The following is a 24,113-nucleotide window of genomic DNA, read 5'->3' as shown; positions in this document are numbered from 1 at the left end:
CCTAATTAACATCCCGCGAGAAGTGGTACCCGACCCCGGTCTATGAGCCCATAAGGCGAACTTATGACTTCCCAAAGCCGGACTAGGCCCCGCCCTCGGCGAGGGCCTCGACCGTCAGGAGGGCCAGCGCCGCCAGGCCGCCGAGCCCGCAGAGGAGGAGGAACGTCCCCGCCGCGATGCTCAGGCGCTGCATGAACCCCGGCGTCAGCGTGTAGACGTCCGCCGGGTCCTTCGGATCGTAGGCGACCTCGAGGTACGGTCCGTGGCTGAGGTGGGAGACGGTACGGGTCGTCCCGCCGGTGTCGACGTAGAGATAGGTCCCCGGCACGTTGGCCGGCCGGGCGAACTCCCTGACACCGTGCTTGCGCACCCGCCGCGTGTGGGTCCACTGCCCGATCTCGTAGACGGCGGCCCCGAGGACCACCGTCGTGATCAGCCCGATCACGGCGGCGCCGGCCGCGTAGCCGGCGCCGCCGGTGACCCCGGTGACCACGGAGAGGGCGACGACCGCCCCGAGGGACACGAGCGCGAACCACATGAACCGGCGCAGGTGCCTGCGCTGCCAGTGCGTCCTGAAGGTCCTCAGGACGACGAGCGCGGCGCCGTCGACCTCCTCGTCCGGCTCCGGCAGCAGCGGGTTCACACCGTCGGCGAAGGCGGTGGCGGCGGCCTCGCCCACGCCCTCGACCCGGTGGACCGCGGGCGTCGTCCCGGCGGGGGCCCGCAACTCGACGGCGACGGCCCCTCCTTCGGCCCGCACCCGGGCGATGGCCGCGGCGGGGATCGTGAGCTCCTCGCGGGGCCGCTCCAGGAACAGCCCCTCGGGGGCGGCGCTCAGGGTGATGCCGCCGTGGCCCTTGAGGACGGGTATGGACGCGATGATCGACATGGCCGAGAGCCTAGGGCGAACGGCCGTCCGCGTCAGCCCTTGAGCGCCGTGACGAACGCGGACCGGGCGAGGCCGCCATGACCGGGGCGGGCCTTCGGCCTGCCCGACGCCGCGGACCGGGCCGATGCCGGGAACGCCGTCGAGGAGAGTCCGGGAACAACCCGTGGTGCGAACGCGCGGATCTCCGTCGCCACCGTCTCCGGCTCCGCCGCCTCGTGGGAATAGGACGCGAACGGCGACTTATCGATGAGTTCCCTACACGTCCGTTCGAAAATACCGCCGGTTTGTAGTACCTCGCCGATTCGCATCGCCAGGTCCAGCTGCGGCTTTCGAATTCCCTGCTCGAACAGGCCGATCTGCGCACCCGGAACGAACACGCGTCTGCCCCGTTCCTCCCTGGTAAGCCCCGTACCCTCCCGGCGCCCCTTCAGCAGCTCGCCGCAGAACACCCCCACGTCCTGCCGCCTGCCTCTGGCCAAGGATTAACTCCCCTGCGCGAAGCCATAGTTGTACGGCCTGCACGTCTGCCGATTCTACGGATCCGGCCCCACCCTGGTGAGGCGAAGCGGGAAATGGATTCAGAAAGGCATACGTTGGTGAAGGAAGACATCATGAAGACGACCACGGGGGCCATCGAAGCCGCACAAGAGGCAGTGACGGAATTGCGCGAGGCACTCGCGAGCGCGGGAATCAGGCTTCCCTCGCTCGGGCTCGACGTCGTCACCCTCGCCGCCGATCCTCCGAGGCCGCTCGTCGAATTGGGATGCTGCACGGTGGAAACGGCACGGCTCCTCGCCGCCGCCGTCCTGCCGGGGGAGGAGAACCGGTCATGACACTGCCCATCGGGTCGTACGTCGTGGAGATCCGCACCGGGCGGGTCGGGACGGTCATGGGGCACGAGGGGCCCTATGTCCAGGTCCGGCCGCTGGGCGGCGGACGCGAGTGGGACGTGGAGCCCGAAGAGGTGCGGGAGGCGACGTCGGCCGAGCGGTTGAGCGCGGCCACGGCGCACGTGAACGCGCGAAGCCGGGGCGAGGTGCCCTGACGGCACGCGAGGAAGCGGAACGCCCGGCCGGGGAGGGTCCCCGGCCGGGCGTTCGTCGTGCGGAGTCGGGCGGACGGACGGCGGCGCGGCGTCCGCGGCCGTCTAGCCGCCGCTCGGGCGCCGCCTCCTCCACCACACCAGGGCCGCTCCCGCCGCCGCCAGGGCCGCGGCGATTCCGGTGATCAGGCCGACGGGGGCGCTCGACCCGGTGTCGGCGAGGTCTCCGTCGGGGTCCTGCGGGTCCCGGGTCGGGGCCGGGCCGGGGGCCGTGGTCGACGGAGCCGGGGTGGACGGGGTGTCCGTGGGCTTCGGCGGGTCCGACTCCGTCGGCGACGGGGCCGGGGTCGGGGTCGTCGGGGTCGGGGTCGGCGTGGGGTTCTGGCTTCCCGCCCTGCCGCTGGTGTCACCGCCGAGGAACGTGAGGCCGTCCTCCTTGTAGGAGAGGGCCTCGCCCTTCACGTGGCGGGTGACGTCGTCCAGGTTGGGCTTCCGCGCGGTGAACGTCGTCCGGGGGATGTCGCGCTGCGGCTGCTTCGAGAAGTCCACGCCGCCGGTGGTGTAGATGTACACCTTGTCGCCGACGGGGAGTTCGTACTCGTAGTCGCCCTCGGTGAACGAGCGGCGCATCTCGCGCCACACGGTCGTCTTGTCCCACGAGGCGTTCTCGCCCCGCAGGGGCCAGCGCCGGACGTCGTCGCTGTCGATGATCCGGTTGAACGAGCCGCCGAACGCCGTCGGGTCCTTCGTGACCGTCTGGCGGACGTACTCGGCTCCGATGCGGGCCTTGTAGACGCGGCGCAGGTCGGCGTACCTGGCGTCCTCGTTGATCTTCTTCTCGACCACCGGCACGATCGTGTCCTGGTAGACGCGCATGTTGTGGGCGATCTGCTCCTTGGTCAGATCGCACTTCGCGCCACCGCCACCGGGGGTGTCGTAGTCCTGGGCGACCGTCTTGACCTCAAGAGGGCTGTCGAGGATGTAGACGCCGTCGTCCTGGAGCCGCACCTGGGCCTGCTTCGGCACGATCCAGTTCCGGGTGGAGTTCATGCACGGCACCCCGTCGACGCGGGAGATGCCGTACCAGAACGTCCTGCCCTCCTCGGTCTTGGGATCCTGCGCGCGGCCGAACTCGCGCTTCATCTCCATGTCGGCTTCGAGGAGGACGCGCCCGGCGTCGGTCCGGTCGAACGGCGCCTTCATGATCGTGCCCGGGTCGTCCGGGTTGAGGTTGACCCAGAAGTGGTCCGGGGTCAGGGCCAGCCAGGTGTAGAAGGCGTCGGAGATGAGCTGGGCCTTCGCCCTGCCGCCGTATCCCGGGCTCTGCTCCTCGTCGGTGTTCCTCGCGCTGTACGCGTAGTGGAGGTTCCCGCTCTTCGTCTGCCCGATGTACGACAGGTCGAGGGTGGAGAAGTCGACGCCGCCGGGGCCGCGGATGTTCTGCGCCGGGTTCTGGACGAGGCCGCGGGCCCGCTCCACCTGCCGGCGATGGGTCTCGGGGTTGGGCGCCGAGCGCTGCGTCATGTCCACGCCCGAGCCGACGGCCGGCCTGCGGGGGTCCGGGTTCATGCCGTCGGCGACCTTGCGCATGTACGCGGTCTGCTTGAACTGTGGGTCGGGCGTGGCGGAGTGCCGGTAGTACTTGATGCCCGCGTCGCCGTACTTCCTGATCGTGTTGGCGTCGGGTTCCTGGCCGTTGATGTAGACGACGCGCCAGCCGCGCTGGACGAGCGCCTTGTCGACCGGGAGCTGCTTGGCGTCGAAACCGATCCCGGACTTGATCTCGTAGATCGTCTTCGTCCGCATGTTGATCGCGTCGAAGTTCCGGGTGCTGCGCGGGAAGTTGTCGCCGAGCTCGGCCTTCAGCTCCCGGTACAGCCGCGGGTCCAGCTCCTTGAGGCTGCCCTGGCAGATCCAGTCGACCCCGCCGAGGTTGAAGTGGCGGACGACCTGGCGCTCGAAGCCCTCGCCGCGCTTGTTGTTGCCCTCGTTGCGGATGTAGACGTTGTTCAGCCACTCGTTGAAGCTTCCGGCGTACGGCTTGGGCCCGGCCTGCTTCTCCTTCCAGGTGGCGGCGGCGTTCTCGATGCTGCCCCACGGGTACTTCTTGGGGTCGTTCCCCTGCGGGAGACCGACCACCGAGGGGTCCGCCAGACCGTCGAAGCCCTTGGAGAGGTGCTCGTACGGGTAGAGGATCCGCTCGGCGTTCGGAGTCGACCACTGGCCGGGTCCCGCGGGCTTCCAGCCCGGCAGCGACGCGCGGGGCGGTGGTGTCGGAGTGGTGCCGTACCTGTCCATGCAGCGCTGGGGCGCCGCCTCCGCCTCGCCCTGGAGACCGGGCAGGCCTCCGGCGAGGAGGACGGTCGTGCCGAGCACGACGGCGGCCGCCCGTGCGGTCAGCCGACCGCGGGCGCGTATCGATGAGTGCACGATGTGAATTCCCTCGTGGGGGCAGGGAAGCGTGTGCACCGGCGCGCGCGGCGACGGTGCGGGAGGGGGCGCTGCGTGGCCCCCGTAGCGGCAGCTGCCCCGTCCAGCACCATAGCCACCGACGGAGTGCTCGCCGCAAGACGTTCCGCGCGTGTCGTCTGTGTCAACTCCCTTACAGTGTGCGGACTTTGCGAAGGGATCGCGGATGCGGGGGACGGGCCCGCCTAGGCTCTGGGACATGAGCAACGACCACTCCGCCGCCGCGCGGGAGCTCCTCGTCGAGCGGTGGCTCGACGACGCGCACGTCCTCGCCCACCGGCTCGAACAGGTCCACCTGCCCGAGGGGTTCCCCTTCGACTGGACACCGGCCTCGCTCACCGACCTCGAAGCGGCCCTGCTCGCCGACGAGGAGGGGCCCGACGAGGAGTTCGAGCGGGCCGCCTGCGTCTACGTCGGCGAGATCCTGATGGACGTCTGCGGCGGCCGGTGGGGGCTCGACACGGACGCCGACCCCGTGGACGGGGAGCCGGTCGTCGAACCGGACCCGGCCCTCGGCCTGCCGCCCGTCTCCCTGCCGGGCCTGATCGCCGTCGCCGTCGCCGTGGGCAGCGGGCACGAACTCACCGGGGAACGGGAGCGGCTCCTCGCCGCCGTGGAGGCCCACCGGGCCGCCGTCCCCGGCTGGGAACCCGTCAAGGAGCGCTCACCGCTGGACCCGCTCGGCCCGCAGCCGGAGGACCCGTGGCTGACCGGCCGGCTCCGCGAGCGGGAGGAGGCCTTCCCCGCCTGGGCGGCGGCCGCTCCCGCCGCCGGTCCCTGGGACTTCTCCCTCGACAGCCTCGACCGGCTCGAAGACCTCGTCCGCGGCCGGTACGCGACCACCGAGGCGTTCGACGCCGACCTGGACGGGGCCTTCCTCACCGGGGCGGTCTGGTACCTCGGCGAGGTCGTCCGGCGGCACGGCGACAGCGTCTGGCTCCACTGGGCCGAGGACCCCGGAGCCGAGCGCGGCAGCCACCACCACCCCGACAACCCCTGGTCGGGGCTGCCCTTCCTCCACCAGCCCCACCGGCGCGGGGCCCGGCCCCTGGACCCGGTGGAGACGCTGCGGGGCGTGGTCCGGTACGGGGACGCGTACCGGCTGCGGGGGCTCGTCCCGTAACCCCGCACGGCGCCGGCCAGAGGCCGACCCCTCCACCGCCCCGGCCCCTTCCACGACTCCGGCCCGGGGTGCCTCCGCCGTACGCGAGAATGGGCGCATGAGTCTGTTCCGCGACGACGGCATCGTGCTGCGCACCCAGAAGCTGGGTGAAGCGGACCGCATCATCACCCTCCTCACGCGCGGTCACGGGCGCGTACGCGCCGTGGCGCGCGGGGTCCGGCGGACCAAGTCGAAGTTCGGCGCGCGGCTCGAACCGTTCTCCCACGTGGACGTGCAGTTCTTCGCCCGGGGGAGTGAGCTGGTCGGACGCGGCCTGCCGCTCTGCACCCAGAGCGAGACCATCGCCGCGTACGGCAGCGGGATCGTCACCGACTACGCCCGCTACACCGCCGGCACCGCCATGCTGGAGACGGCGGAGCGGTTCACCGACCACGAGGGCGAGCCCGCCGTGCAGCAGTACCTGCTGCTCGTGGGCGGCCTGCGGACCCTCGCCCGGGGCGAACACGCCCCCCACCTGATCCTGGACGCCTTCCTCCTCCGCTCCCTCGCTGTGAACGGCTACGCGCCCAGCTTCGAGGACTGCGCCAGATGCGGGATCCACGGTCCCAACCGGTTCTTCTCGGTCGGGGCGGGCGGTGTCATATGCGGCGACTGCCGGGTGCCCGGAAGCGTCGTACCCTCGGCGGAGGCCATCGGCCTGCTCAGCGCGCTGCTCACCGGCGACTGGGCGACGGCGGACGCGTGCGAGCCGCGTCACGTCAGGGAGGGCAGCGGGCTCGTGTCCGCCTATCTGCACTGGCACCTGGAGCGCGGCCTGCGCTCCCTGCGGTACGTAGAGAAAAGCTAGGAGAGACCACGTCATGGCCATCGCACGACTCCTCGGTCGCCAGCGCCGGGAGTACAGCACCCCCGAGCCGCACCCGTCCGGCGCCCACCCGCCGAAGCTCCAGTCCGAGCTCGTCCCGGAGCACGTCGCGATCGTCATGGACGGCAACGGCCGCTGGGCCAAGGAGCGCGGCCTGCCCCGCACCGAGGGCCACAAGGTCGGCGCCGAGCAGGTGCTCGACGTGCTCCAGGGGGCGATCGAGATGGGCGTGGGGTCGATCTCGCTGTACGCCTTCTCCACCGAGAACTGGAAGCGCTCCCCCGAGGAGGTGCGCTTCCTCATGAACTTCAACCGCGACTTCATCCGCAAGTCCCGCGACCAGCTCGACGCGCTCGGCATCCGGGTGCGCTGGGTCGGCCGGATGCCGAAGCTGTGGAAGTCGGTGGCCAAGGAGCTCGAGGTCGCGCAGGAGCAGACCAATGACAACACCAGGCTCACCCTGTACTTCTGCATGAACTACGGCGGTCGCGCGGAGCTCACGGACGCGGCGCAGGCGCTGGCCGAGGACGTGAAGGCCGGCCGGCTCGACCCGGCGAAGATCACCGAGAAGACCATCCAGAAGTACCTCTACTACCCGGACATGCCGGACGTGGACCTCTTCCTGCGGCCCAGCGGCGAGCAGCGCACCTCCAACTACCTGATCTGGCAGAGCGCGTACGCCGAGATGGTCTTCCAGGACGTGCTGTGGCCCGACTTCGACCGCCGCGACCTGTGGCGGGCCTGCGTCGAGTACGCCCAGCGCGACCGGCGCTTCGGCGGCGTCGACCCGGCCGACATGGCCGTCCTCGACAAGGGCTGAGCGGAGACGGAAGGGCCCGCACCCCACGGGGTGCGGGCCCTTCGTATGTCAGGTCACTTCCCGGCGCACTCCGCGCACGTGCCGAAGATCTCCACCGTGTGCGCCACGTTCACGAAGCCGTGCTCCGAGGCGATCGTCTCGGCCCACTGCTCCACCATGGGGCCCTCCACCTCCACGGCCTTGCCGCAGAGCCGGCAGACCAGATGGTGGTGGTGGTCGCCGGTCGAGCAGCGCCGGTACACCGTCTCGCCCTCGCTCGTGCGCAGCGCGTCGACCTCGCCCGCGTCCGCCAGGGACTGGAGCGTGCGGTAGACGGTGGTGAGGCCGACCGAGTCGCCGCGGTGCTTGAGCATGTCGTGCAGCTCCTGGGCGCTGCGGAACTCGTCCACCTCGTTCAGCGCCGCCGACACGGCGGCCCGCTGCTTGGTCGAGCGGCCTCGTACGGGGGGTCCTGCCGTCACCACGAGGGCCTCCTTGAATGCTTGTCTGCCCCCGCCATTCTGCCAGCCCCCCGCGCCCCCGCGGCCGGACCGGATCAGACCTTCACGTCGTCCGTCGGCCGCCGGGTCGCCGGAACCGGTGCGTCGCAGCTCTCCGCGCCCGTCTCGGCCGCCCGCGCCCGCCGTCTGGCGAGCGGTGCGGCGAGCAGGGTCAGCAGGACGAAGACCCCGATCGCGTACAGCACGATCGTCGCGCCGGGCGGTACGTCCTGGTAGTACGAGGTGACCGTGCCCGCCAGGGTGACCGTGATGCCCGTCACCACCGCGAGGACGAACGTCGCGCGGAAGGACTTCGACAGTTGCTGGGCCGCCGCCACCGGCACCACCATGAGCGCGCTGACGAGGAGCAGGCCGACGACCCGCATGGCGACCGTGACGGTCACCGCGGCCGTCACCGCGATCAGCAGGTTCAGGGCGCGCACCGGGAGGCCGGTGACCCGGGCGAACTCCTCGTCCTGGCTGACCGCGAAGAGCTGCCGGCGCAGTCCGACCGTGACCAGGACGACGAAGGCGGCCAGGACGCCGATCGCCGTGATGTCCTCGGTGGAGACCGTGGAGAGCGAGCCGAAGAGGTACGAGCTGAGGTTGGCGTTGGAGCCGGTCGGCGAGAGGTTGATCAGCAGGACGCCGCCCGCCATGCCGCCGTAGAAGAGCAGTGCGAGCGCGAGGTCGCCGCGGGTCTTCCCGTACGCCCGGATCAGCTCCATCGCGACCGAGCCGACGACGGCGACCAGGGTCGCCATCCAGACCGGGCTGGAGTTCAGCAGGAAGCCGAGGCCGACGCCGGTCATGGCGACGTGGCCGATGCCGTCGCCCATCAGCGCCTGACGGCGCTGGACCAGGTAGATGCCGACGGCGGGCGCGGTGATGCCGACGAGCACGGCCGCGAGGAGCGCGCGCTGCATGAAGGCGAGCTGGAGGATTTCCATGATCAGGTCAGCTTCCTCAGGTCAGCAGACCCGTGCGGAGCGGCTCACCGGCCGCGTGCGGATGGACGTGGTCGTGGCCCGGCAGCGCGTGCTGCCCGAGCGCCTCCGGCGGCGGGCCGTCGTGGACGACACAACCGTCGCGGAGCACGACCGCGCGGTCGATCAGCGGCTCCAGGGGGCCCAGCTCGTGCAGGACGAGGAGGACCGACGTACCGCCCGCGACCTGCTCGCGCAGGGTCGCGGCCAGGATCTCCTGGCTGGCCAGGTCGACCCCGGCCATCGGCTCGTCCATGATCAGGAGTTCGGGCTCGGAGGCGAGCGCGCGGGCGATCAGGACCCGCTGGTGCTGGCCGCCGGAGAGCGCGGAGACGGAGTCCCCGGCGCGGTCGGCGAGACCGACGAGGTCGATGGCCCGCTCGACGGCGGCCTTGTCGTCCTTGGTCAGCCAGCCGAACCTGCGGCGGGAGAGCCGGCCGGAGGAGACGACCTCGCGGATGGTGGCGGGGACGCCGCTCGCGGCGGTGGTGCGCTGCGGTACGTAGCCGACCCGGGCCCAGTCGCGGAACCGCCTCCGCTCCGTGCCGAACAGCTCGATCGTGCCGCCGGTCAGCGGCACCTGGCCGATGACGGCGCGGACCGCGGTGGACTTGCCGGAGCCGTTGGCGCCGAGCAGGGCGACGACCTCACCGCGGCGGACGGTGAGGTCGACACCGCGGAGGACGGGCCGGGCGCCGAGGGCCGCCGTGGCCCCGCGGACGGAGATGACGGGTTCCGTTTCGAGGGCTGCCATGGCTCGTACCTCCTGCTGTGCTGTGATCACTTGGCGCCGAGGGCCTTCTGCAGCGCGGTGAGGTTCGACCGCATGACCTCGATGTAGTCATCGCCCTTGGAGGTCTCGGTGATTCCCTCCAGCGGGTCGAGCACGTCGGTCTTCAGGCCGGTGTCGCTCGCGAGGGTCTTCGCGGTCCTGTCGCTCGCCAGGGTCTCGAAGAAGACGGTGGTGACCTTGTCGTGCTCCGCGATGTCCTGGAGTTCCTTGATCCGGGCGGGGCTCGGCTCGGACTCGGGGTCGATGCCGGAGATGCCCTCCTGGTCCAGGCCGTACCGCTCGGCGAGGTAGCCGAAGGCGGAGTGCGTGGTGATGAAGGTCTTCGTCGCGGTGTTCTTCAGGCCGGTCTCGAAGGCGGTGTCCAGGTCGCCGAGCTTCTTGACGAGGGCGGCGGTGTTCTTCTCGTAGTCGGCGGCGTGGGCCGGGTCGGCCTTCTCCAGGGCGGTGCCGACACCCTTGGCGACCTCGGCGTACTTCACGGGGTCGAGCCAGATGTGCGGGTCGGCGCCGGCCTCGGAGCCGTGGTCGTGGCCCGCCTCTTCCTCCGCGTGCTCCTCGGTGCCGTGGTCGTGGCCCTCGTGGCCGACCTCGGTGCCGTGCTTCTCGAGCTTCGTGAGGGTGGCGGCGTCGACGGTGTGCTCCACGCCGGCCTGGGCGATCGCGTCGTCGACGGCGGGCTGGATGCCCTTGAGGTAGAGGACGACGTCGGCCTCGCCGAGCTCGCCGATCTGCTTCGGCTTGAGCTCCAGGTCGTGGGGTTCGACGCCGGGCTTGGTGAGCGTGTTGACGGCGACGTGGCCGCCGCCTATCTGCTCGGCCAGGTACTGCATGGGGTAGAACGACGCCACGACGTCCAGCTTGCCGTCGGCGCCCTTGCCGGCCGCGTCGGAGGTCCCGCCGCAGGCGGAGAGGGTCACGAGGCCGAGCGCGACGGCTCCGGCGACGGCGGTGGTGGGTATCAGGCGGCGTACGTTCATGACACTCATTTTCAACAAAACTGGAAACGATTGTCAATTGTCGTACGTGTGGCCCCGCCCACGCGACCTCTCGGGCGGGCCCCGCACCGAACCGATTTGATACAGGGGGTGCGGGCGCCGGTAACCTGAGGCATTCGCACTTCGTCGTCGTAATGAAGAGAGCACCGTGGCCGCCGACAAGATCGACACCATCGTCAGCCTGAGCAAGCGCCGTGGCTTCGTCTACCCGTGCAGTGAGATCTACGGCGGCCAGAAGGCCGCCTGGGACTACGGACCGCTGGGTGTCGAACTCAAGGAGAACATCAAGCGCCAGTGGTGGCGTTACATGGTCACCGCGCGCGAGGACGTCGTCGGCATCGACTCGTCGGTCATCCTGGCCACCGAGGTCTGGGAGGCCTCCGGCCACGTCGCCACCTTCACCGACCCGCTGACCGAGTGCACCTCCTGCCACAAGCGCTTCCGCGCGGACCACCTGGAGGAGGCGTACGAGGAGAAGCACGGCCGTCTCCCCGAGAACGGCTTCGCCGACCTCAACTGCCCCAACTGTGGCAACAAGGGCACCTTCACCGAGCCCAAGCAGTTCTCCGGCCTGCTCTCCACGCACCTCGGCCCGACCCAGGACACCGGCTCCGTCGCGTACCTGCGTCCCGAGACCGCCCAGGGCATCTTCACCAACTTCGGCCAGGTCCTGCAGACCTCGCGGAAGAAGCCGCCGTTCGGCATCGGGCAGATGGGCAAGTCCTTCCGGAACGAGATCACTCCGGGCAACTTCATCTTCCGCACCCGCGAGTTCGAGCAGATGGAGATGGAGTTCTTCGTCAAGCCGGGCGAGGACGAGCAGTGGCAGGAATACTGGATGGAGCAGCGCTGGAACTGGTACACGGGCCTGGGTCTCCGTGAGGAGAACATGCGCTGGTTCGAGCACCCCAAGGAGAAGCTCTCCCACTACTCGAAGCGCACCGCCGACATCGAGTACCGCTTCTCCTTCGGCGGCAGCGAGTGGGGCGAGCTGGAGGGCGTCGCCAACCGCACGGACTACGACCTGAACGCGCACGCGCAGGCCTCCGGCGCCAACCTCACCTTCCTGGACCAGGAGTCCGGCGACCGCTACACGCCGTACGTCATCGAGCCCGCCGCCGGTGTCGGCCGCGCGATGCTGGCCTTCCTCCTCGACGCGTACAGCGAGGACGAGGCCCCCAACGCCAAGGGCGTCATGGAGAAGCGCGCCGTGCTGCGCCTCGACCCGCGCCTGTCCCCGGTCAAGGCCGCCGTCCTGCCGCTGTCCCGCAACGCGCAGCTCTCCCCGAAGGCCAAGGGCCTGGCGGCGGACCTGCGCCAGAACTGGAACATCGAGTTCGACGACGCCGGCGCCATCGGCCGCCGCTACCGCCGCCAGGACGAGATCGGCACCCCGTTCTGCGTGACCGTCGACTTCGACACCCTCGACGACAACGCGGTGACCGTGCGCGAGCGCGACACCATGAAGCAGGAGCGCGTCTCCCTCGACCAGATCCAGGGCTACCTGGGCAGCCGCCTGCTCGGCTGCTGATTCCGCTCGGAGAGCCTTCGTACGGGAGAGCCCCCGGTTCCGTCCTCGGAACCGGGGGCTCTCCCGTGCCGTCGGGCGAAGGAGGTCGCGGTTCTCAGGCCCGCAGTGCCCGCCGCACCAGGGAGACGACCGCCGTGAACGCGTCCTCGGCGCCCGGCGCGGACCAGTCGGCGGCGTGCGCCGGGTTGTGGAAGCGGTCCGTGGCGTCGAAGACCGCGCGGGCCGTCGTCCCGAAGTCCCGCTCCGGGGCCGCGAACAGCCCCTCGCCGTGACCGTCCTCCAGGATGCGGGCGATCTGCTCCACGAGGTGCTCCTCGTGCCGGTCGACCACCGCGCTGTTCTCGCCGATCAGGACCTGGAACGTGGCCATCAGCTCCGGATCGCCGCCGGCCTTGCGGCGCTTGAGGGTGAAGAGGGCCGTGAGCCAGCCGGTCAGCCGCTCGTCCGCGGGCTCCCCGCCCTCGACGTACGGCCGCAGCGCGACGATCGTCCGCTCCAGCCACCGCTCGGTCACCGCCTCGCGCAGGGCCGCCTTGGTGCGGAAGTGGCGGTAGACGCTGCCGTGGCTGACGCCGAGGACCCGGGCCACGTCCACGACGGTCGCCTTCGCCGGCCCGTAGCGCCGGAGCACCTCCTCCGTGGCTTCGAGGATGCGCTCGGCGGTCAGGGTCTCGGTGGCGGCCATGGAATGACAGTACCTGTCAGTCACCACGCTCCGGCGGGGCCGGTCAGCGCTCGCTGTCCAGGTGCGCCATCTGCGCCGCCGGGTAGCGCTCGCCGGCCGCGGCGCCCGCCGGGACGGCCTCCTCGATCGCGGCCAGGTCGGCGGCGTCGAGCGTGACGTCCAGGGCGCCGAGCGCCTCCGCGAGCCGGTCCCGGCGCCGGGCGCCGACCAGCGGGACGATGTCCGCGCCGTGCCGCTCGGCCTGCGCCAGGACCCAGGCGACGGCGATCTGCGCGACCGTGACGCCCTTGGCCCCGGCCAGCACTCGCAGTCGCTCCACCAGGTCCAGGTTCCGGTGGAGGTTCTCGCCCTGGAAACGCGGGCTCATGCCCCGGAAGTCGTTCGCCGCCAGCTCCCGGTCGCGGGCGAAGTGGCCGCTGATCAGTCCGCGCGACAGCACCCCGTACGCCGTGACGCCCACGCCCAGCTCCCGGGCGGTGGGGAGGATCTTCTCCTCGATGGAGCGGGAGATCAGCGAGTACTCGATCTGGAGGTCCGCGATCGGGGCCACGGCCGCCGCCCGGCGCAGGGTGTCCGCGCCGACCTCGGAGAGTCCGATGTGCCGGACGTGACCCGCCTCGACCAGCTCGGCGATGGCGCCCACGGTCTCCTCGATCGGGACGTCCGGGTCGACACGGGCGATCCGGTAGATGTCGATGTGGTCGGTGCCCAGCCGCTGGAGCGAGTACGCCGCGAAGTTCTTCACGGCCGCCGGCCGCCCGTCGTACCCCGTGAACCCGCCCTGGACCGTGCGCAGCGCGCCGAACTTCACGCTGGTCAGAGCCTGCTCGCGGGCGGCGGCCGGCGCGCTGCGCAGCGCCTCGGCGATCAGCAGCTCGTTGTGCCCCATCCCGTAGAAGTCGCCGGTGTCGAGCAGAGTCACACCGGCGTCCAGGGCGGCGTGAAGGGTCGCGATCGATTCGGCGCGGTCGCTCTCGCCGTACAGCGCGGACATCCCCATGCAGCCCAGACCGAGGGCGGAGACCCGGGGGCCGGTGGTGCCGAGCGGGCGGGTGGGGACGGGGGGCCTGGTGGTGCTCATGGCTGTCTCCTCGGAAGGGGGGCGGACGGTGTGACAGAACAACCATGACATGACCGATGACAGATTTCAATATTTGTCATTCCTTCAAGGGGTGCGGGGAAAATCGGGTGCTCCCGCCAGGAGGCCCGGGTAGCGTCACCGGCATGTCCTCGTTCTTCCAGATCTACGAGTGAGCGCCGTCACCGGCAGACAGAGCTCGACCACCGCCCACCTCACCGACGGGAGAACACCATGGCCAAGAGCCGCAACAACCTCCTCGGCGTCGGAGGACAGCGCAAGAAGCTGTCCCGCGCCGACCAGCACGGCGCCGGCCACGGCCGCACGGCGGCCCAGCGCGCCGACGACGACCGCAAGCAGGCCCTCCTGAAGAAGATGCGCGAGCGCGCGCGGGGAGCCGGGAGCACCGACGACACCGGGACGGCCGCCAGCGCCCCGGGCACCGACGACACCGGGACGGCGGCCGACGCCACCGCCACCGGCACCGGCACCGGCCAGGAGTAGTCACCACCACCGCACGACGAAGGGCCCGGGGCGTCCGCCGCCCCGGGCCCTTCCGTACGCCCTACCCCACCGACCTCGGCAGCCGCACGGACAGGGCCAAGCAGTACCTGGCAACGGGCTGACCGCCCCGGCACGCTGGAGGCGTGACGACCATGACGACGGCCGCTCCCGAGACCCGGCGGCACGAGCTCGCCGCCTTCCTGCGCAGCCGGCGCGAACGCATCACCCCCGAACAGGTCGGCCTGCCCCGGGGCCGCCGCCGCCGCACCCCCGGCCTGCGCCGCGAGGAGGTCGCCCACCTGTCCGCCGTCGGCGTCACCTGGTACACCTGGCTGGAGCAGGCCCGGGACATCCAGGTCTCCCCGCAGGTCCTCGACGCCCTCGCCGACGCGCTGCTCCTCGACCCGACCGAGCGCGGCCACCTCTTCGCCCTCGCGGGACAGACCGACCTGCACCCCGGCGCGCCCTGCCCGGCCGTCACCCCCGCGCTGCGCGCGCTCCTGGAGCAGCTGGAGCCGATCCCCGCGGCCGTCCAGAACAGCCGCTTCGACTTCCTCGCCCACAACCGCACCTTCGGCCGGCTCTTCTGCGACCTCGACGCCCTGCCCCGCGAGGACCGCAACTCCCTCTGGCTGGCCTTCACCGACGACGACTTCCGGGCCGCCGCCACCGATCTGCCGGACCTCCTGCCCATCCTCGCCGGGAAGCTCCGCGCCTCCATGGCCGAGCACCTGGCCGAGCCCGCCTGGAAGGCGCTCGTCCAGCGGCTCGAAGCGGCCTCGCCCGCGTTCCGGGAGATCTGGGCCCGGCACGACGTGGTCGCCCCGGGCGGTCGCACCAAGGTGATCCACAACGCCCACGTGGGTCTGCTCAGGTTCGAGCACACCAACCTCTGGCTCGGCCCGACCTCCGGTCCGCACCTCGTCACGTACGTCCCCGTGGACGACGAGACCCGGGCCGGCGTGGAACGGCTCCTGGCGCTGGTGATCGAGGAGCGCGGGGCGGCTCGCGACGGCGCGGGCCTCACCGTCGTCTGAGGCCGGTACGGACCGTCGCCGCCGAGGGCCACGCGGACCGTCGTCCGAGGCCGGTACGGACCCTCCCGGGCCTCACCGGTGTCCGGCGTCCGCCGGTACCGCGGGCCGCGGACCCTCGTCCTCCTCCGCCAGGCACCGGGCCGTCCGCTCCGCCGTCCCCCGGGCCCATTTCCCGCTGGTCAGCGCCCCGACCACGAGAACGGCGAGGCCGCAGGCCGTCACGACCCAGTAGCCCGGCAGGGCCGCCGCCGCGTAGGCGTCCGGGGGCATCCCCGCGCCCGCCCCGGCCGCGAGCACCGCGCCGACGACCGCCACCCCGAGCGTCTGCCCGACCTGGCGGCTCGTGGAGGCGACCGCCGCCGCCACCCCGGCCTGCGCGCGGGGCATGCCCGACACCGCCGTGTTGGTGATGGGGGCGTTCACCAGACCGAAGCCGATGCCGAAGACCACGTACCCGGTGAAGAGCAGCGGATCGCTCGTCTCCGCCCCGAAGGCCGCGAAGAGCAGCGCCCCCGACGCCATCGCCGTGCCCGCGAGCAGCAGCGGGATCCGGGGCCCGCGCGCGCCGGTGAGCCGTCCCGACAGCGGGGCGAAGACGAGGGTCATGCCCGCCATCGGCAGCATGAAGAGCCCGGCGCGCAGCGGGGAGAGGCCGCGCACGTCCTGGAGGTACAGGGTGTTCAGGAAGAGGAAGCCGCCGAACCCCGCGAAGGCGCAGACCGCGACGACGGTCGCCCCGCTGAACGGCGCGCTGCGGAAGAACCTCAGGTCGATGAGGGGCTCGTGGCGCCTCGGCTCGTACAGGAGCAGCCCGACGAGCGCCGCGGCCGCGATCCCGGCGAAGAGCGGGTCGGTCTCGATGATCGCGTACGTGAGACAGCCGAGGAGCGCCGCCACCAGGAGCTGTCCGACGGGGTCGGGGCGGCGGGGCCGGGGCGCGCGGGACTCGGGGACGTACCGCAGGGTGAGGAGGAGGGCGACGAGGGCGACCGGCAGGTTGACCCAGAAGATCGCCCGCCAGCCGACCGACTCGACGAGCACTCCGCCCACCAGGGGTCCCGCGGCCATGGAGACGCCGACGACCCCGCCCCAGACCCCGATGGCACGCGCGCGTGCGGCAGGCTCGGTGAAGGTGTTGGTGATGATCGACATGGCGACCGGGTTGAGCATCGAGCCGCCCACGGCCTGCACCGCCCGGAAGGCGATCAGCGCCTCCAGGTTCGGGGCGAGGGAGCAGAGCAGCGAGCCGAGCGCGAAGACGATCAGGCCGGTCACGAAGACCTTGCGGCGCCCGACGCGGTCGGCGGTGGAACCCGCCAGCATCAGCAGCGAGGCCAGGACGAGGGTGTAGGCGTCGATGGTCCACTGCAGGCCGGAGACGCAGGCGTCCAGGTCGCGCCGGAGGGAGGGCAGGGCGACGTTGAGCGCGGTGTTGTCCAGACTGACGATCAACAGGCTCATGCAGCAGATCGCCAGGACGACGAGCTTCCGGTCCCGGGGGAGCCGCGAGGAGCGTGTGAGCTCGGGCATGCTCGGATCGTACGGCTGCCTCACGACCGCCGCAGTGCGCGACAATGGCCCCATGACCGCGTTCTCCCCCCTCGCCATCGGGCCGCACATCGTGCAGCCGCCGGTGGTGCTCGCCCCGATGGCCGGCATCACCAACGCCCCTTTCCGTACCCTCTGCCGCGAGTACAGCGGCGGCAAGGGGCTGTTCGTGAGCGAGATGATCACGACGCGCGCCCTGGTCGAGCGCAACGAGAAGACGATGCAGCTCATCCGCTTCGACGCGACCGAGCGGCCGCGCTCGATCCAGCTGTACGGGGTGGATCCGGTGACGGTCGGCAAGGCCGTACGGATGATCGTCGACGAGGACCTCGCCGACCACATCGACCTGAACTTCGGCTGCCCCGTCCCCAAGGTCACGCGGAAGGGCGGCGGCTCGGCCCTGCCCTACAAGCGGCCGCTGCTGCGCGCGATCCTGCACGAGGCCGTGACCAACGCCGGCGACCTGCCGGTCACCATGAAGATGCGCAAGGGCATCGACGACGACCACATCACCTTCCTGGACGCGGGCCGGATCGCGGTGGAGGAGGGCGTCACGGCGATCGCCCTGCACGGGCGGACGGCGGCCCAGCACTACGGCGGCACGGCGGACTGGGACGCGATCGCGCGCCTCAAGGAGCACGTGCCCGAGATCCCGGTCCTCGGCAACGGCGACATCTGGTCGGCCGACGACGCCCTGCGGATGATGCGCGAGACGGGCTGCGACGGCGTGGTCGTCGGGCGCGGCTGCCTCGGGCGGCCCTGGCTCTTCGCGGACCTGGTGGCGGGCTTCGAGGGCACGGAGGCGTACGCGCAGCCCGGTCTGAAGGAGGTCGCGGACGCGATGGTGCGGCACGCGCGGCTGCTCGGCGAGTGGCTCGGCGACGAGGCACGCGGTGTCATCGACTTCCGCAAGCACGTGGCCTGGTACCTGAAGGGCTTCTCGGTGGGCTCCGAGATGCGCAAGAAGCTGGCGATCACCTCCTCCCTGGACGAACTGAGCGCTCAGTTGAGCGAGCTGGACCTGGACCAGCCGTGGCCGGTGGGTGCGGACGGCCCTCGGGGCCGTACGTCCGGAAACAACCGAGTCGTCCTGCCGGACGGCTGGTTGAAGGACCCCTACGACTGCTCCGGAGTGAGCGAGGAAGCCGAGCTGGACACGTCCGGCGGCTGAGATCCGGCCTTTCCGGAGGAGTGATCCTCGCCACCCTTGAGGGGTGTGGTGCTCAGATGAGCAGGTTACGAACGGCTGCACCGCCTGAAGGGTGGCACGGGGTGCCACCCTTTTTGCGTTCAAGAGTTGAACGCAAGTGCTCGGATGCGCGCTCATGTGAGCGTCTTCGGTCTTCTTTCGGTCATGACGACTTCGGGGCCTGAAAGCGGAAGCTACCTGTCGGTTACTTTCGAAGTGCTGGCGGACGGGTGGTTAAGGCCACGTGACCGCTAGGCGTACCTCCCCAGAAGCCTTCGATCTGGGTATGTTCCTCGCCGTCAGGGCAGCCAACCGAGTCATCGAGGAGTCGGGACCCGTGTCGGAAAACAATGATCAGAAGTTCGTGTACGACTTCACCGAGGGCAACAGGGACCTGAAGGACCTGCTCGGTGGCAAGGGCGCGAACCTGGCCGAGATGACCAACCTCGGTCTGCCGGTCCCTCCGGGCTTCACGATCACCACCGAGGCGTGCAAGGTCTACCTCGAGAGCGGCTCGGAGCCGGTCGAGCTCCGCGACGAGGTCAGCGCGCACCTCGACGCCCTCGAGCAGTGGATGGGCAAGAAGCTCGGGCAGGCGGACGACCCGCTGCTCGTCTCCGTCCGCTCCGGGGCCAAGTTCTCCATGCCGGGCATGATGGACACCGTCCTCAACATCGGCCTCTCCGACGAGTCCGTCGCCGGCCTCGCCCGCCAGGCCGACAACGAGCGCTTCGCCTGGGACTCGTACCGCCGCCTCATCCAGATGTTCGGCAAGACCGTCCTCGGCGTCGAGGGCGAGCTCTTCGAGGACGCGCTGGACGAGGCGAAGGCCGCGAAGAAGGTCGCCAGCGACACCGACCTCGACGCCGCCGACCTGAAGCGGGTCGTCGAGCACTTCAAGGCGATCGTGAAGGCCGAGACCGGCCGCGACTTCCCCCAGGACCCGCGTGAGCAGATGGACCTCGCCATCGAGGCCGTCTTCAACTCCTGGAACACCGACCGCGCGAAGCTGTACCGCCGCCAGGAGCGCATCCCGGGCGACCTCGGCACCGCCGTCAACGTCTGCTCGATGGTCTTCGGCAACCTCGGCCCGGACTCCGGCACCGGCGTCGCCTTCACCCGCGACCCCGCCTCCGGCCACGCCGGCGTCTACGGCGACTACCTGCAGAACGCGCAGGGCGAGGACGTCGTCGCCGGTATCCGCAACACCGTGCCGCTGGCCGACCTCGAGTCGATCGACAAGACGTCGTACGACCAGCTCATGCACATCATGAACACGCTGGAGACCCACTACAAGGATCTCTGCGACATCGAGTTCACCATCGAGCGCGGCCAGCTCTGGATGCTCCAGACCCGCGTCGGCAAGCGCACCGCCGGTGCCGCCTTCCGTATCGCCACGCAGCTCGTGGACCAGGGCCTGATCGACGAGGCCGAGGCGCTCCAGCGCGTCACCGGCGCGCAGCTCGCCCAGCTGATGTTCCCCAAGTTCGACGAGGACGCGAAGGTCGACCAGATCGGGCGCGGCATCGCCGCCTCCCCGGGCGCCGCGGTCGGCAAGGCCGTCTTCGACTCGTACACCGCGGTCAAGTGGTCCCGCTCCGGCGAGAAGGTCATCCTGATCCGCCGCGAGACCAACCCGGACGACCTGGACGGCATGATCGCCGCCGAGGGCATCCTCACCTCCCGCGGCGGCAAGACCTCGCACGCGGCCGTCGTCGCCCGCGGCATGGGCAAGACCTGTGTCTGCGGCGCCGAGGAGCTGGAGGTCGACACCAAGCGCCGCCGCATGACCACCGCCGACGGCCAGGTCGTCGAGGAGGGCGACGTCGTCTCCATCGACGGCTCCACCGGCAAGGTCTACCTCGGTGAGGTGCCCGTCGTACCGTCCCCGGTCGTCGAGTACTTCGAGGGCCGCATGCACGCCGGCGCCGACGACGCCGACGAGCTGGTCCAGGCCGTCCACCGGATCATGGCCTACGCCGACCGCGTCCGCCGGCTGCGCGTCCGCGCCAACGCCGACAACGCCGAGGACGCCAACCGCGCCCGCCGCTTCGGCGCCCAGGGCATCGGCCTCTGCCGCACCGAGCACATGTTCCTCGGCGAGCGCCGCCAGTACGTCGAGCGGCTGATCCTCGCCGACACGGACGCCGAGCGCGACCAGGCCCTCGAAGCGCTCCTGCCGCTGCAGAAGACGGACTTCGTCGAGCTCTTCGAGGCCATGGACGGCCTGCCCGTCACGGTCCGGCTGCTCGACCCGCCGCTGCACGAGTTCCTGCCCGACATCACCGAGCTGTCGGTCCGCGTCGCCCTCGCCGAGTCCCGCAAGGAGCCGCACGAGAACGACCTGCGCCTCCTCCAGGCCGTGCACCGGCTGCACGAGCAGAACCCGATGCTGGGTCTGCGCGGTGTCCGCCTCGGCCTGGTCATCCCCGGTCTGTTCACCATGCAGGTCCGGGCGATCGCCGAGGCCGCGGCCCAGCGCGTCGACGCCAAGGGCGACCCGCGCGTCGAGATCATGATCCCGCTCGTCGGCACCGTCCAGGAGCTGGAGATCGTCCGCGAGGAGGCCGAGCAGGTCATCGCCGAGGTCCAGGCCCGCACCGGCGTGGAGCTGAAGCTGGCCCTCGGCACCATGATCGAGCTGCCGCGCGCCGCCGTGACCGCCGGTCAGATCGCCGAGGCCGCGGAGTTCTTCTCCTTCGGCACCAACGACCTGACGCAGACGGTCTGGGGCTTCTCCCGCGACGACGTGGAGGCCTCGTTCTTCACCGCGTACCTGGAGAAGGGCATCTTCGGCGTCAGCCCCTTCGAGACCATCGACAAGGACGGCGTGGGCGCGCTCGTGCGCAGCGCCGTGGAGGCCGGCCGGGCCACCCGCCCCGACATCAAGCTCGGTGTCTGCGGCGAGCACGGCGGCGACCCGGAGTCGGTGCACTTCTTCCACGAGGTCGGCCTCGACTACGTCTCCTGCTCGCCCTTCCGGATTCCGGTGGCGCGTCTGGAGGCCGGCCGCGCGGCGGCCGAGTCGAAGGGCAGCGACAGCCGCTGAACCGTGCCGGACGCCGGTTCGGGAGCGGCCGCGGGTCCTCCTGGGCCCGGCTTCGGGAGCGGCCCCCGGTCCTGCTGAACCGGGGTTCAGGAGCGGCGGTCGGGCCCTCCTGAACCCCGGTTCAGCAGCGAAAACACGGAACCACCCCGGTACCACCGGGGCTGCCGTCGGTCACTTTCACCCTCACCGACGGGCGGCGGCTCCGGGCACCAAAGAGAGACGGGGCGGACACCTTTGTGCGGAGGTGTCCGCCCCGTCGTTTTCGTCCCGTGCCCCGCCGGGCCTTTCGACGCGCTCATTTCGCGTGATCGTCGACCGGATGTGAGTTCGTGTTCAATTACGGCCGATTCAAATATTGGCCATTGAACTTTCCTGTTTCCTCGCCGCAAAGTCCGTGCCGCAAAGTCCTCGGCCCGAGAACGGAGCGGGCGCGACCCCCGGATCCCCACCCGGAGGTCGCGCCCTTTACCGATGCCGGGCAGGTGAGCCGCAACCCTCGCCGACCGCCGCCGGACGGGCAAAGCCCCCCACGGTCTTCACCACGTCACCTCGGTCCTGAAGGTTTCCTGCCCGACCCGTACAGCTTTTCGGTTCCGGCCCGATTGCCGCGATGCTTTTCAACTGTGGCTGAAACACCCTGGTAACGTGCAGTGATGGTGTGCATACTCGTCGTCGGGGGTGGTTGCGAGTGCACAGGTGGGGACGTCATGCTGCGGATTCATTTCACCGGAAACGACTTGGCGGGGGTGCGGACGGCCGCCCGGCCCGATGTTCTGTGGGAAACGATTCTGAGCTTTCACCGGTTAAGGGACCGGCGTGGCCCCGTCGTCTACGGAGAATGGCGCTCCGAAACCCGGATGCGGCTCGGCGGTGAGACCCGGCTCCTCGCCGCGCTCGTTCCCAGCCGCGGCTATTTCCCCGACTTCCTGACGCCCGCGGAGGGCGTCCACGGGCTCGACGAAGGCCTCCAGGCGATCCGTGCGACCGACTCCGGCCGGCTGCGCGGCGAACTCTCCCTGCTCGCCGCGGACCGTTCCGGCGGGCGGACCGTGCCCCATTCGCTGCGCGCCCTCGCCGACGGCGGCGCGGAGCCCTTCGACCGGCTCGTGGGGGCCCTGCGGAGCTACCACCGGGCGGCCGTCGAGCCGTACTGGCCGCACATCCGGGCCCGTGTCGAGGCCGACCGCGCCCGCCGGGGCCGCGCGCTCCTGGACGGCGGCGCCGACGAGCTCCTCGCCTCGCTGCCGCCGATGCTGCGCTGGCGCGCGCCCGTCCTGGAGGCCGACTACCCGGTCGAGCGGGAGGTCCACCTCGACGGGCGGGGGCTGCTGCTCCAGCCCTCGTACTTCTGCCGGGGGACCCCCGTCGTGCTGCGCGATCCCGAGCTGCCGCCGGTCCTCGTCTACCCCGTGACCCACGGCGAGGCGCCGACCGTCCGGGCGCCGGGCGGCTCCTCGCTCGCCAAACTGGTCGGCCAGACCCGCTCGACCGTCCTGCACGCCATCGGCGACGGGGGCACGACGAGCGAACTCGCCCGCCGGGCCGGGGTGTCGCTCGCCTCGGCGAGCCAGCACGCGGGCGTCCTGCGCGAGGCCGGGCTCATCGCGACCCTGCGCCACGGCAACGCGGTCCTGCACACACTGACGCCGTTGGGCGCCGCCCTGCTCGGCGGCGCCCAACGGCCGGTGGAACTGTCGTCCGCCGGTCAGCGGACGGGTGACCTGCGGTGCTACGCGCGGAACGGGCCGGTCACCTCGTAGGCGTACGCGGGGACCGGCCGGCTCGCCCCGTGGGCGCTACGCGCGGAACGGGCCCGTCACCTCGTAGGTGATGCCGCCGGAGGAGCTGCCGCTGGTGCCCCGCTGGCTGGAGAAGTACAGGCGCTTGCCGTCGGGGGAGAAGGCGGGCCCGGTGATCTCCGAGGAGGACTGGCCGCTGATCCGCAGGAACGGGGCGACGACGTCGTCCGGGGTGATGACGCAGATCTCCATGGTGCCGCCGTCCTCGGCGACGAACAGGTCGCCGGAGGAGGTGCCGGTGACGTTGTCGACGCCGGTGAGCGGCGCGCCGCCGGAGACGAGCGAGTCGTCGTAGGCCAGCTCGTACGTGCCGGAGGCGAGGTTGACCTGCCAGACCCGGTTGTCGCCCTTGGTGGTGAACCAGACGGTGTCGTTCGCGTAGTAGCAGCCCTCGCCGCCGCTGAACTTCTTCGCCCCGGAGACCTGGCTGCGGGTCACGGTGGGGGAGCCGTCCGGGTCCGGCACGTTCTGCCAGGTGAAGGAGCCGGAGGTGGCGGTCGAGGCCTTGAACACCTGGAGGGTGCCGGAGGTGAGGTTGCCCCAGGTGGTCGGGATGAACCGGTAGAAGCAGCCGTCGGTCTCGTCCTCGGTCAGGTAGATGACCTTGCGGACCGGGTCGGCGGCGGCGGCCTCGTGCTTGAACCGGCCCATCGCGTCGCGGCGGTAGCTGGTGCCGCCCCACGGGTTGGACTCGTAGACGTAGCCGAGGGACACCTCCTCGCAGGAGAGCCAGGTGTTCCACGGGGTCGCGCCGCCCGCGCAGTTCTGCCGGGTGCCGGAGAGGATGCGGTACGCGCCGGTGATCGTGCCCGCGGAGTTGAACTTCACCGCGCTCGCGCCGCCGCTCGGGTTGATCTCCGAGTTCGAGACGTAGATCCAGCCCGTGCCGTCGACGAAGCAGGCGCCGCCGTCGGGCGCGCTGTGCCAGGTGTACGAGGTGCCGGGGACCGACTGGCCGGACCGGGCGATCACCCGGCTGGTGAACCCGGCGGGCAGCAGGATGCCGTTCGCGTCCGCCGAGCCGAGGGGCCCGTAGGGGCCCGTGCCCGGCTGGGCGGGGGCGGCGAAGGCCGCGCCGTGCCAGAGACTGCCGCCGAAGGCGGCGGCCGACGTGCCGATGACCGCTCCACGCAGGAAACTGCGTCGCTCCACGTCTCACTCCTGAGAAGGGTGGTGAACCGCCCCGTCACGCCGGTCGGGCGACGGGGTCGCGCGCTTCCGGAACCTAGGAG

The 24,113-nt window shown here is 71.0% G+C and carries 22 protein-coding genes; 11 read left to right on the top strand and 11 right to left on the bottom strand.

What is annotated here, in order from left to right; all coding sequences use genetic code 11:
- Positions 1–82 precede the first annotated feature (82 nt).
- Positions 83–889: a hypothetical protein gene (locus tag ABT129_RS16640; protein WP_351901444.1), complete on the bottom strand. Its 807-nt coding sequence runs from the start codon at positions 887–889 to the stop codon at positions 83–85.
- 32 nt (positions 890–921) lie between these two features.
- Positions 922–1,338, bottom strand: coding sequence for a helix-turn-helix domain-containing protein (locus tag ABT129_RS16635; RefSeq protein WP_351901442.1), 417 nt, complete (start codon positions 1,336–1,338; stop codon positions 922–924).
- A gap of 162 nt (positions 1,339–1,500) precedes the next feature.
- Between ABT129_RS16635 and ABT129_RS16630 the strand changes: the two genes are divergently transcribed.
- A complete protein-coding gene (locus tag ABT129_RS16630) occupies positions 1,501–1,722 on the top strand; it encodes a hypothetical protein (RefSeq protein WP_351901440.1) in 222 nt (73 codons plus the stop codon).
- Positions 1,719–1,934 (top strand): hypothetical protein, encoded by a 216-nt coding sequence (locus tag ABT129_RS16625; RefSeq protein ID WP_351901438.1) that lies wholly within the window; start codon positions 1,719–1,721, stop codon positions 1,932–1,934. Before ABT129_RS16630 ends, ABT129_RS16625 begins: the two co-directional genes overlap by 4 nt.
- A 102-nt stretch (positions 1,935–2,036) precedes the next feature.
- On the opposite strand, the gene ABT129_RS16620 is transcribed toward ABT129_RS16625, so the two are convergent.
- Positions 2,037–4,361 (bottom strand): hypothetical protein, encoded by a 2,325-nt coding sequence (locus ABT129_RS16620; RefSeq protein ID WP_351901436.1) that lies wholly within the window; start codon positions 4,359–4,361, stop codon positions 2,037–2,039.
- 238 nt (positions 4,362–4,599) lie between these two features.
- Here ABT129_RS16620 and ABT129_RS16615 point away from each other — a divergent pair, with 238 nt between their 5' ends.
- The 3 genes from ABT129_RS16615 to ABT129_RS16605 all read left to right on the top strand — a co-directional run bounded on the left by ABT129_RS16615 (position 4,600) and on the right by ABT129_RS16605 (position 7,208).
- Positions 4,600–5,523 carry a hypothetical protein gene (locus ABT129_RS16615; RefSeq protein WP_351901434.1) on the top strand — a complete coding sequence of 308 codons (924 nt, stop codon included), beginning with the start codon at positions 4,600–4,602 and terminating at the stop codon, positions 5,521–5,523.
- Between the two features lie 97 nt (positions 5,524–5,620).
- Complete coding sequence (gene recO, locus ABT129_RS16610) at positions 5,621–6,370, top strand: DNA repair protein RecO (protein WP_351901432.1); 750 nt, start codon at positions 5,621–5,623, stop codon at positions 6,368–6,370.
- Between the two features lie 13 nt (positions 6,371–6,383).
- Positions 6,384–7,208: an isoprenyl transferase gene (locus tag ABT129_RS16605; protein ID WP_351901430.1), complete on the top strand. Its 825-nt coding sequence runs from the start codon at positions 6,384–6,386 to the stop codon at positions 7,206–7,208.
- Positions 7,209–7,261: 53 nt separating this feature from the next.
- Here the strand turns inward: ABT129_RS16605 and ABT129_RS16600 are convergent, their stop codons facing one another.
- The 4 genes from ABT129_RS16600 to ABT129_RS16585 form a co-directional block, all read right to left on the bottom strand.
- On the bottom strand, positions 7,262–7,672 hold the full coding sequence (locus tag ABT129_RS16600; protein WP_351901428.1) for a Fur family transcriptional regulator: 411 nt from the start codon (positions 7,670–7,672) through the stop codon (positions 7,262–7,264).
- A 71-nt stretch (positions 7,673–7,743) separates the two neighbouring features.
- Positions 7,744–8,637 (bottom strand): metal ABC transporter permease, encoded by an 894-nt coding sequence (locus ABT129_RS16595; protein ID WP_351901426.1) that lies wholly within the window; start codon positions 8,635–8,637, stop codon positions 7,744–7,746.
- A gap of 16 nt (positions 8,638–8,653) precedes the next feature.
- Entirely contained in the window at positions 8,654–9,427 is a 774-nt protein-coding gene (locus ABT129_RS16590; protein WP_351901424.1) for a metal ABC transporter ATP-binding protein, read from the bottom strand.
- A gap of 26 nt (positions 9,428–9,453) precedes the next feature.
- Positions 9,454–10,443, bottom strand: coding sequence for a metal ABC transporter substrate-binding protein (locus ABT129_RS16585; protein ID WP_351901422.1), 990 nt, complete (start codon positions 10,441–10,443; stop codon positions 9,454–9,456).
- 166 nt (positions 10,444–10,609) lie between these two features.
- Here ABT129_RS16585 and ABT129_RS16580 point away from each other — a divergent pair, with 166 nt between their 5' ends.
- Entirely contained in the window at positions 10,610–11,992 is a 1,383-nt protein-coding gene (locus tag ABT129_RS16580) for a glycine--tRNA ligase (RefSeq protein WP_351901420.1), read from the top strand.
- Positions 11,993–12,086: 94 nt separating this feature from the next.
- Here ABT129_RS16580 and ABT129_RS16575 read toward each other — a convergent pair whose 3' ends face one another.
- Positions 12,087–12,677, bottom strand: a complete 591-nt coding sequence (locus ABT129_RS16575; RefSeq protein ID WP_351901418.1) for a TetR/AcrR family transcriptional regulator — start codon at positions 12,675–12,677, stop codon at positions 12,087–12,089.
- A 43-nt stretch (positions 12,678–12,720) separates the two neighbouring features.
- Entirely contained in the window at positions 12,721–13,758 is a 1,038-nt protein-coding gene (locus tag ABT129_RS16570) for an aldo/keto reductase (protein ID WP_351901416.1), read from the bottom strand.
- A gap of 231 nt (positions 13,759–13,989) precedes the next feature.
- On the opposite strand from ABT129_RS16570, the gene ABT129_RS16565 reads away from it, so the two are divergent.
- Positions 13,990–14,259 (top strand): DUF6243 family protein, encoded by a 270-nt coding sequence (locus ABT129_RS16565; protein ID WP_351901414.1) that lies wholly within the window; start codon positions 13,990–13,992, stop codon positions 14,257–14,259.
- 152 nt (positions 14,260–14,411) lie between these two features.
- Positions 14,412–15,296: an MmyB family transcriptional regulator gene (locus tag ABT129_RS16560; protein WP_351901577.1), complete on the top strand. Its 885-nt coding sequence runs from the start codon at positions 14,412–14,414 to the stop codon at positions 15,294–15,296.
- 72 nt (positions 15,297–15,368) lie between these two features.
- Here the strand turns inward: ABT129_RS16560 and ABT129_RS16555 are convergent, their stop codons facing one another.
- Positions 15,369–16,826 carry an MFS transporter gene (locus ABT129_RS16555; RefSeq protein ID WP_351901412.1) on the bottom strand — a complete coding sequence of 486 codons (1,458 nt, stop codon included), beginning with the start codon at positions 16,824–16,826 and terminating at the stop codon, positions 15,369–15,371.
- 52 nt (positions 16,827–16,878) lie between these two features.
- Between ABT129_RS16555 and dusB the strand changes: the two genes are divergently transcribed.
- From dusB to ABT129_RS16540, 3 genes are all read left to right on the top strand, one after another.
- Complete coding sequence (gene dusB / locus ABT129_RS16550; RefSeq protein WP_351901410.1) at positions 16,879–18,015, top strand: tRNA dihydrouridine synthase DusB; 1,137 nt, start codon at positions 16,879–16,881, stop codon at positions 18,013–18,015.
- A gap of 355 nt (positions 18,016–18,370) precedes the next feature.
- Positions 18,371–21,082, top strand: a complete 2,712-nt coding sequence (ppdK, locus tag ABT129_RS16545) for a pyruvate, phosphate dikinase (protein WP_351901408.1) — start codon at positions 18,371–18,373, stop codon at positions 21,080–21,082.
- Positions 21,083–21,789: 707 nt separating this feature from the next.
- Complete coding sequence (locus tag ABT129_RS16540; RefSeq protein ID WP_351901406.1) at positions 21,790–22,842, top strand: ArsR/SmtB family transcription factor; 1,053 nt, start codon at positions 21,790–21,792, stop codon at positions 22,840–22,842.
- Between the two features lie 36 nt (positions 22,843–22,878).
- Here ABT129_RS16540 and ABT129_RS16535 read toward each other — a convergent pair whose 3' ends face one another.
- Positions 22,879–24,033, bottom strand: a complete 1,155-nt coding sequence (locus tag ABT129_RS16535) for an alkaline phosphatase PhoX (RefSeq protein WP_351901404.1) — start codon at positions 24,031–24,033, stop codon at positions 22,879–22,881.
- Positions 24,034–24,113 lie beyond the last annotated feature (80 nt).

Source organism: Streptomyces sp. NPDC002057 (assembly GCF_040296665.1).
Classification (GTDB): Bacteria; Actinomycetota; Actinomycetes; order Streptomycetales; family Streptomycetaceae; genus Streptomyces.
This window is presented reverse-complemented; position numbering and strand designations above follow the sequence as displayed.

Coding starts and splice junctions, on each gene's coding strand:
- ABT129_RS16640 (WP_351901444.1), bottom strand. CDS start 889: ATGTCGATCATCGCGTCCATACCCGTCCTCAAGGGCCACGGCGGCATC.
- ABT129_RS16630 (WP_351901440.1), top strand. CDS start 1,501: ATGAAGACGACCACGGGGGCCATCGAAGCCGCACAAGAGGCAGTGACG.
- ABT129_RS16625 (WP_351901438.1), top strand. CDS start 1,719: ATGACACTGCCCATCGGGTCGTACGTCGTGGAGATCCGCACCGGGCGG.
- ABT129_RS16615 (WP_351901434.1), top strand. CDS start 4,600: ATGAGCAACGACCACTCCGCCGCCGCGCGGGAGCTCCTCGTCGAGCGG.
- recO (WP_351901432.1), top strand. CDS start 5,621: ATGAGTCTGTTCCGCGACGACGGCATCGTGCTGCGCACCCAGAAGCTG.
- ABT129_RS16605 (WP_351901430.1), top strand. CDS start 6,384: ATGGCCATCGCACGACTCCTCGGTCGCCAGCGCCGGGAGTACAGCACC.
- ABT129_RS16595 (WP_351901426.1), bottom strand. CDS start 8,637: ATGGAAATCCTCCAGCTCGCCTTCATGCAGCGCGCGCTCCTCGCGGCC.
- ABT129_RS16590 (WP_351901424.1), bottom strand. CDS start 9,427: ATGGCAGCCCTCGAAACGGAACCCGTCATCTCCGTCCGCGGGGCCACG.
- ABT129_RS16585 (WP_351901422.1), bottom strand. CDS start 10,443: ATGAACGTACGCCGCCTGATACCCACCACCGCCGTCGCCGGAGCCGTC.
- ABT129_RS16575 (WP_351901418.1), bottom strand. CDS start 12,677: ATGGCCGCCACCGAGACCCTGACCGCCGAGCGCATCCTCGAAGCCACG.
- ABT129_RS16570 (WP_351901416.1), bottom strand. CDS start 13,758: ATGAGCACCACCAGGCCCCCCGTCCCCACCCGCCCGCTCGGCACCACC.
- ABT129_RS16565 (WP_351901414.1), top strand. CDS start 13,990: ATGGCCAAGAGCCGCAACAACCTCCTCGGCGTCGGAGGACAGCGCAAG.
- ABT129_RS16560 (WP_351901577.1), top strand. CDS start 14,412: ATGACGACGGCCGCTCCCGAGACCCGGCGGCACGAGCTCGCCGCCTTC.
- ABT129_RS16555 (WP_351901412.1), bottom strand. CDS start 16,826: ATGCCCGAGCTCACACGCTCCTCGCGGCTCCCCCGGGACCGGAAGCTC.
- dusB (WP_351901410.1), top strand. CDS start 16,879: ATGACCGCGTTCTCCCCCCTCGCCATCGGGCCGCACATCGTGCAGCCG.
- ABT129_RS16540 (WP_351901406.1), top strand. CDS start 21,790: ATGCTGCGGATTCATTTCACCGGAAACGACTTGGCGGGGGTGCGGACG.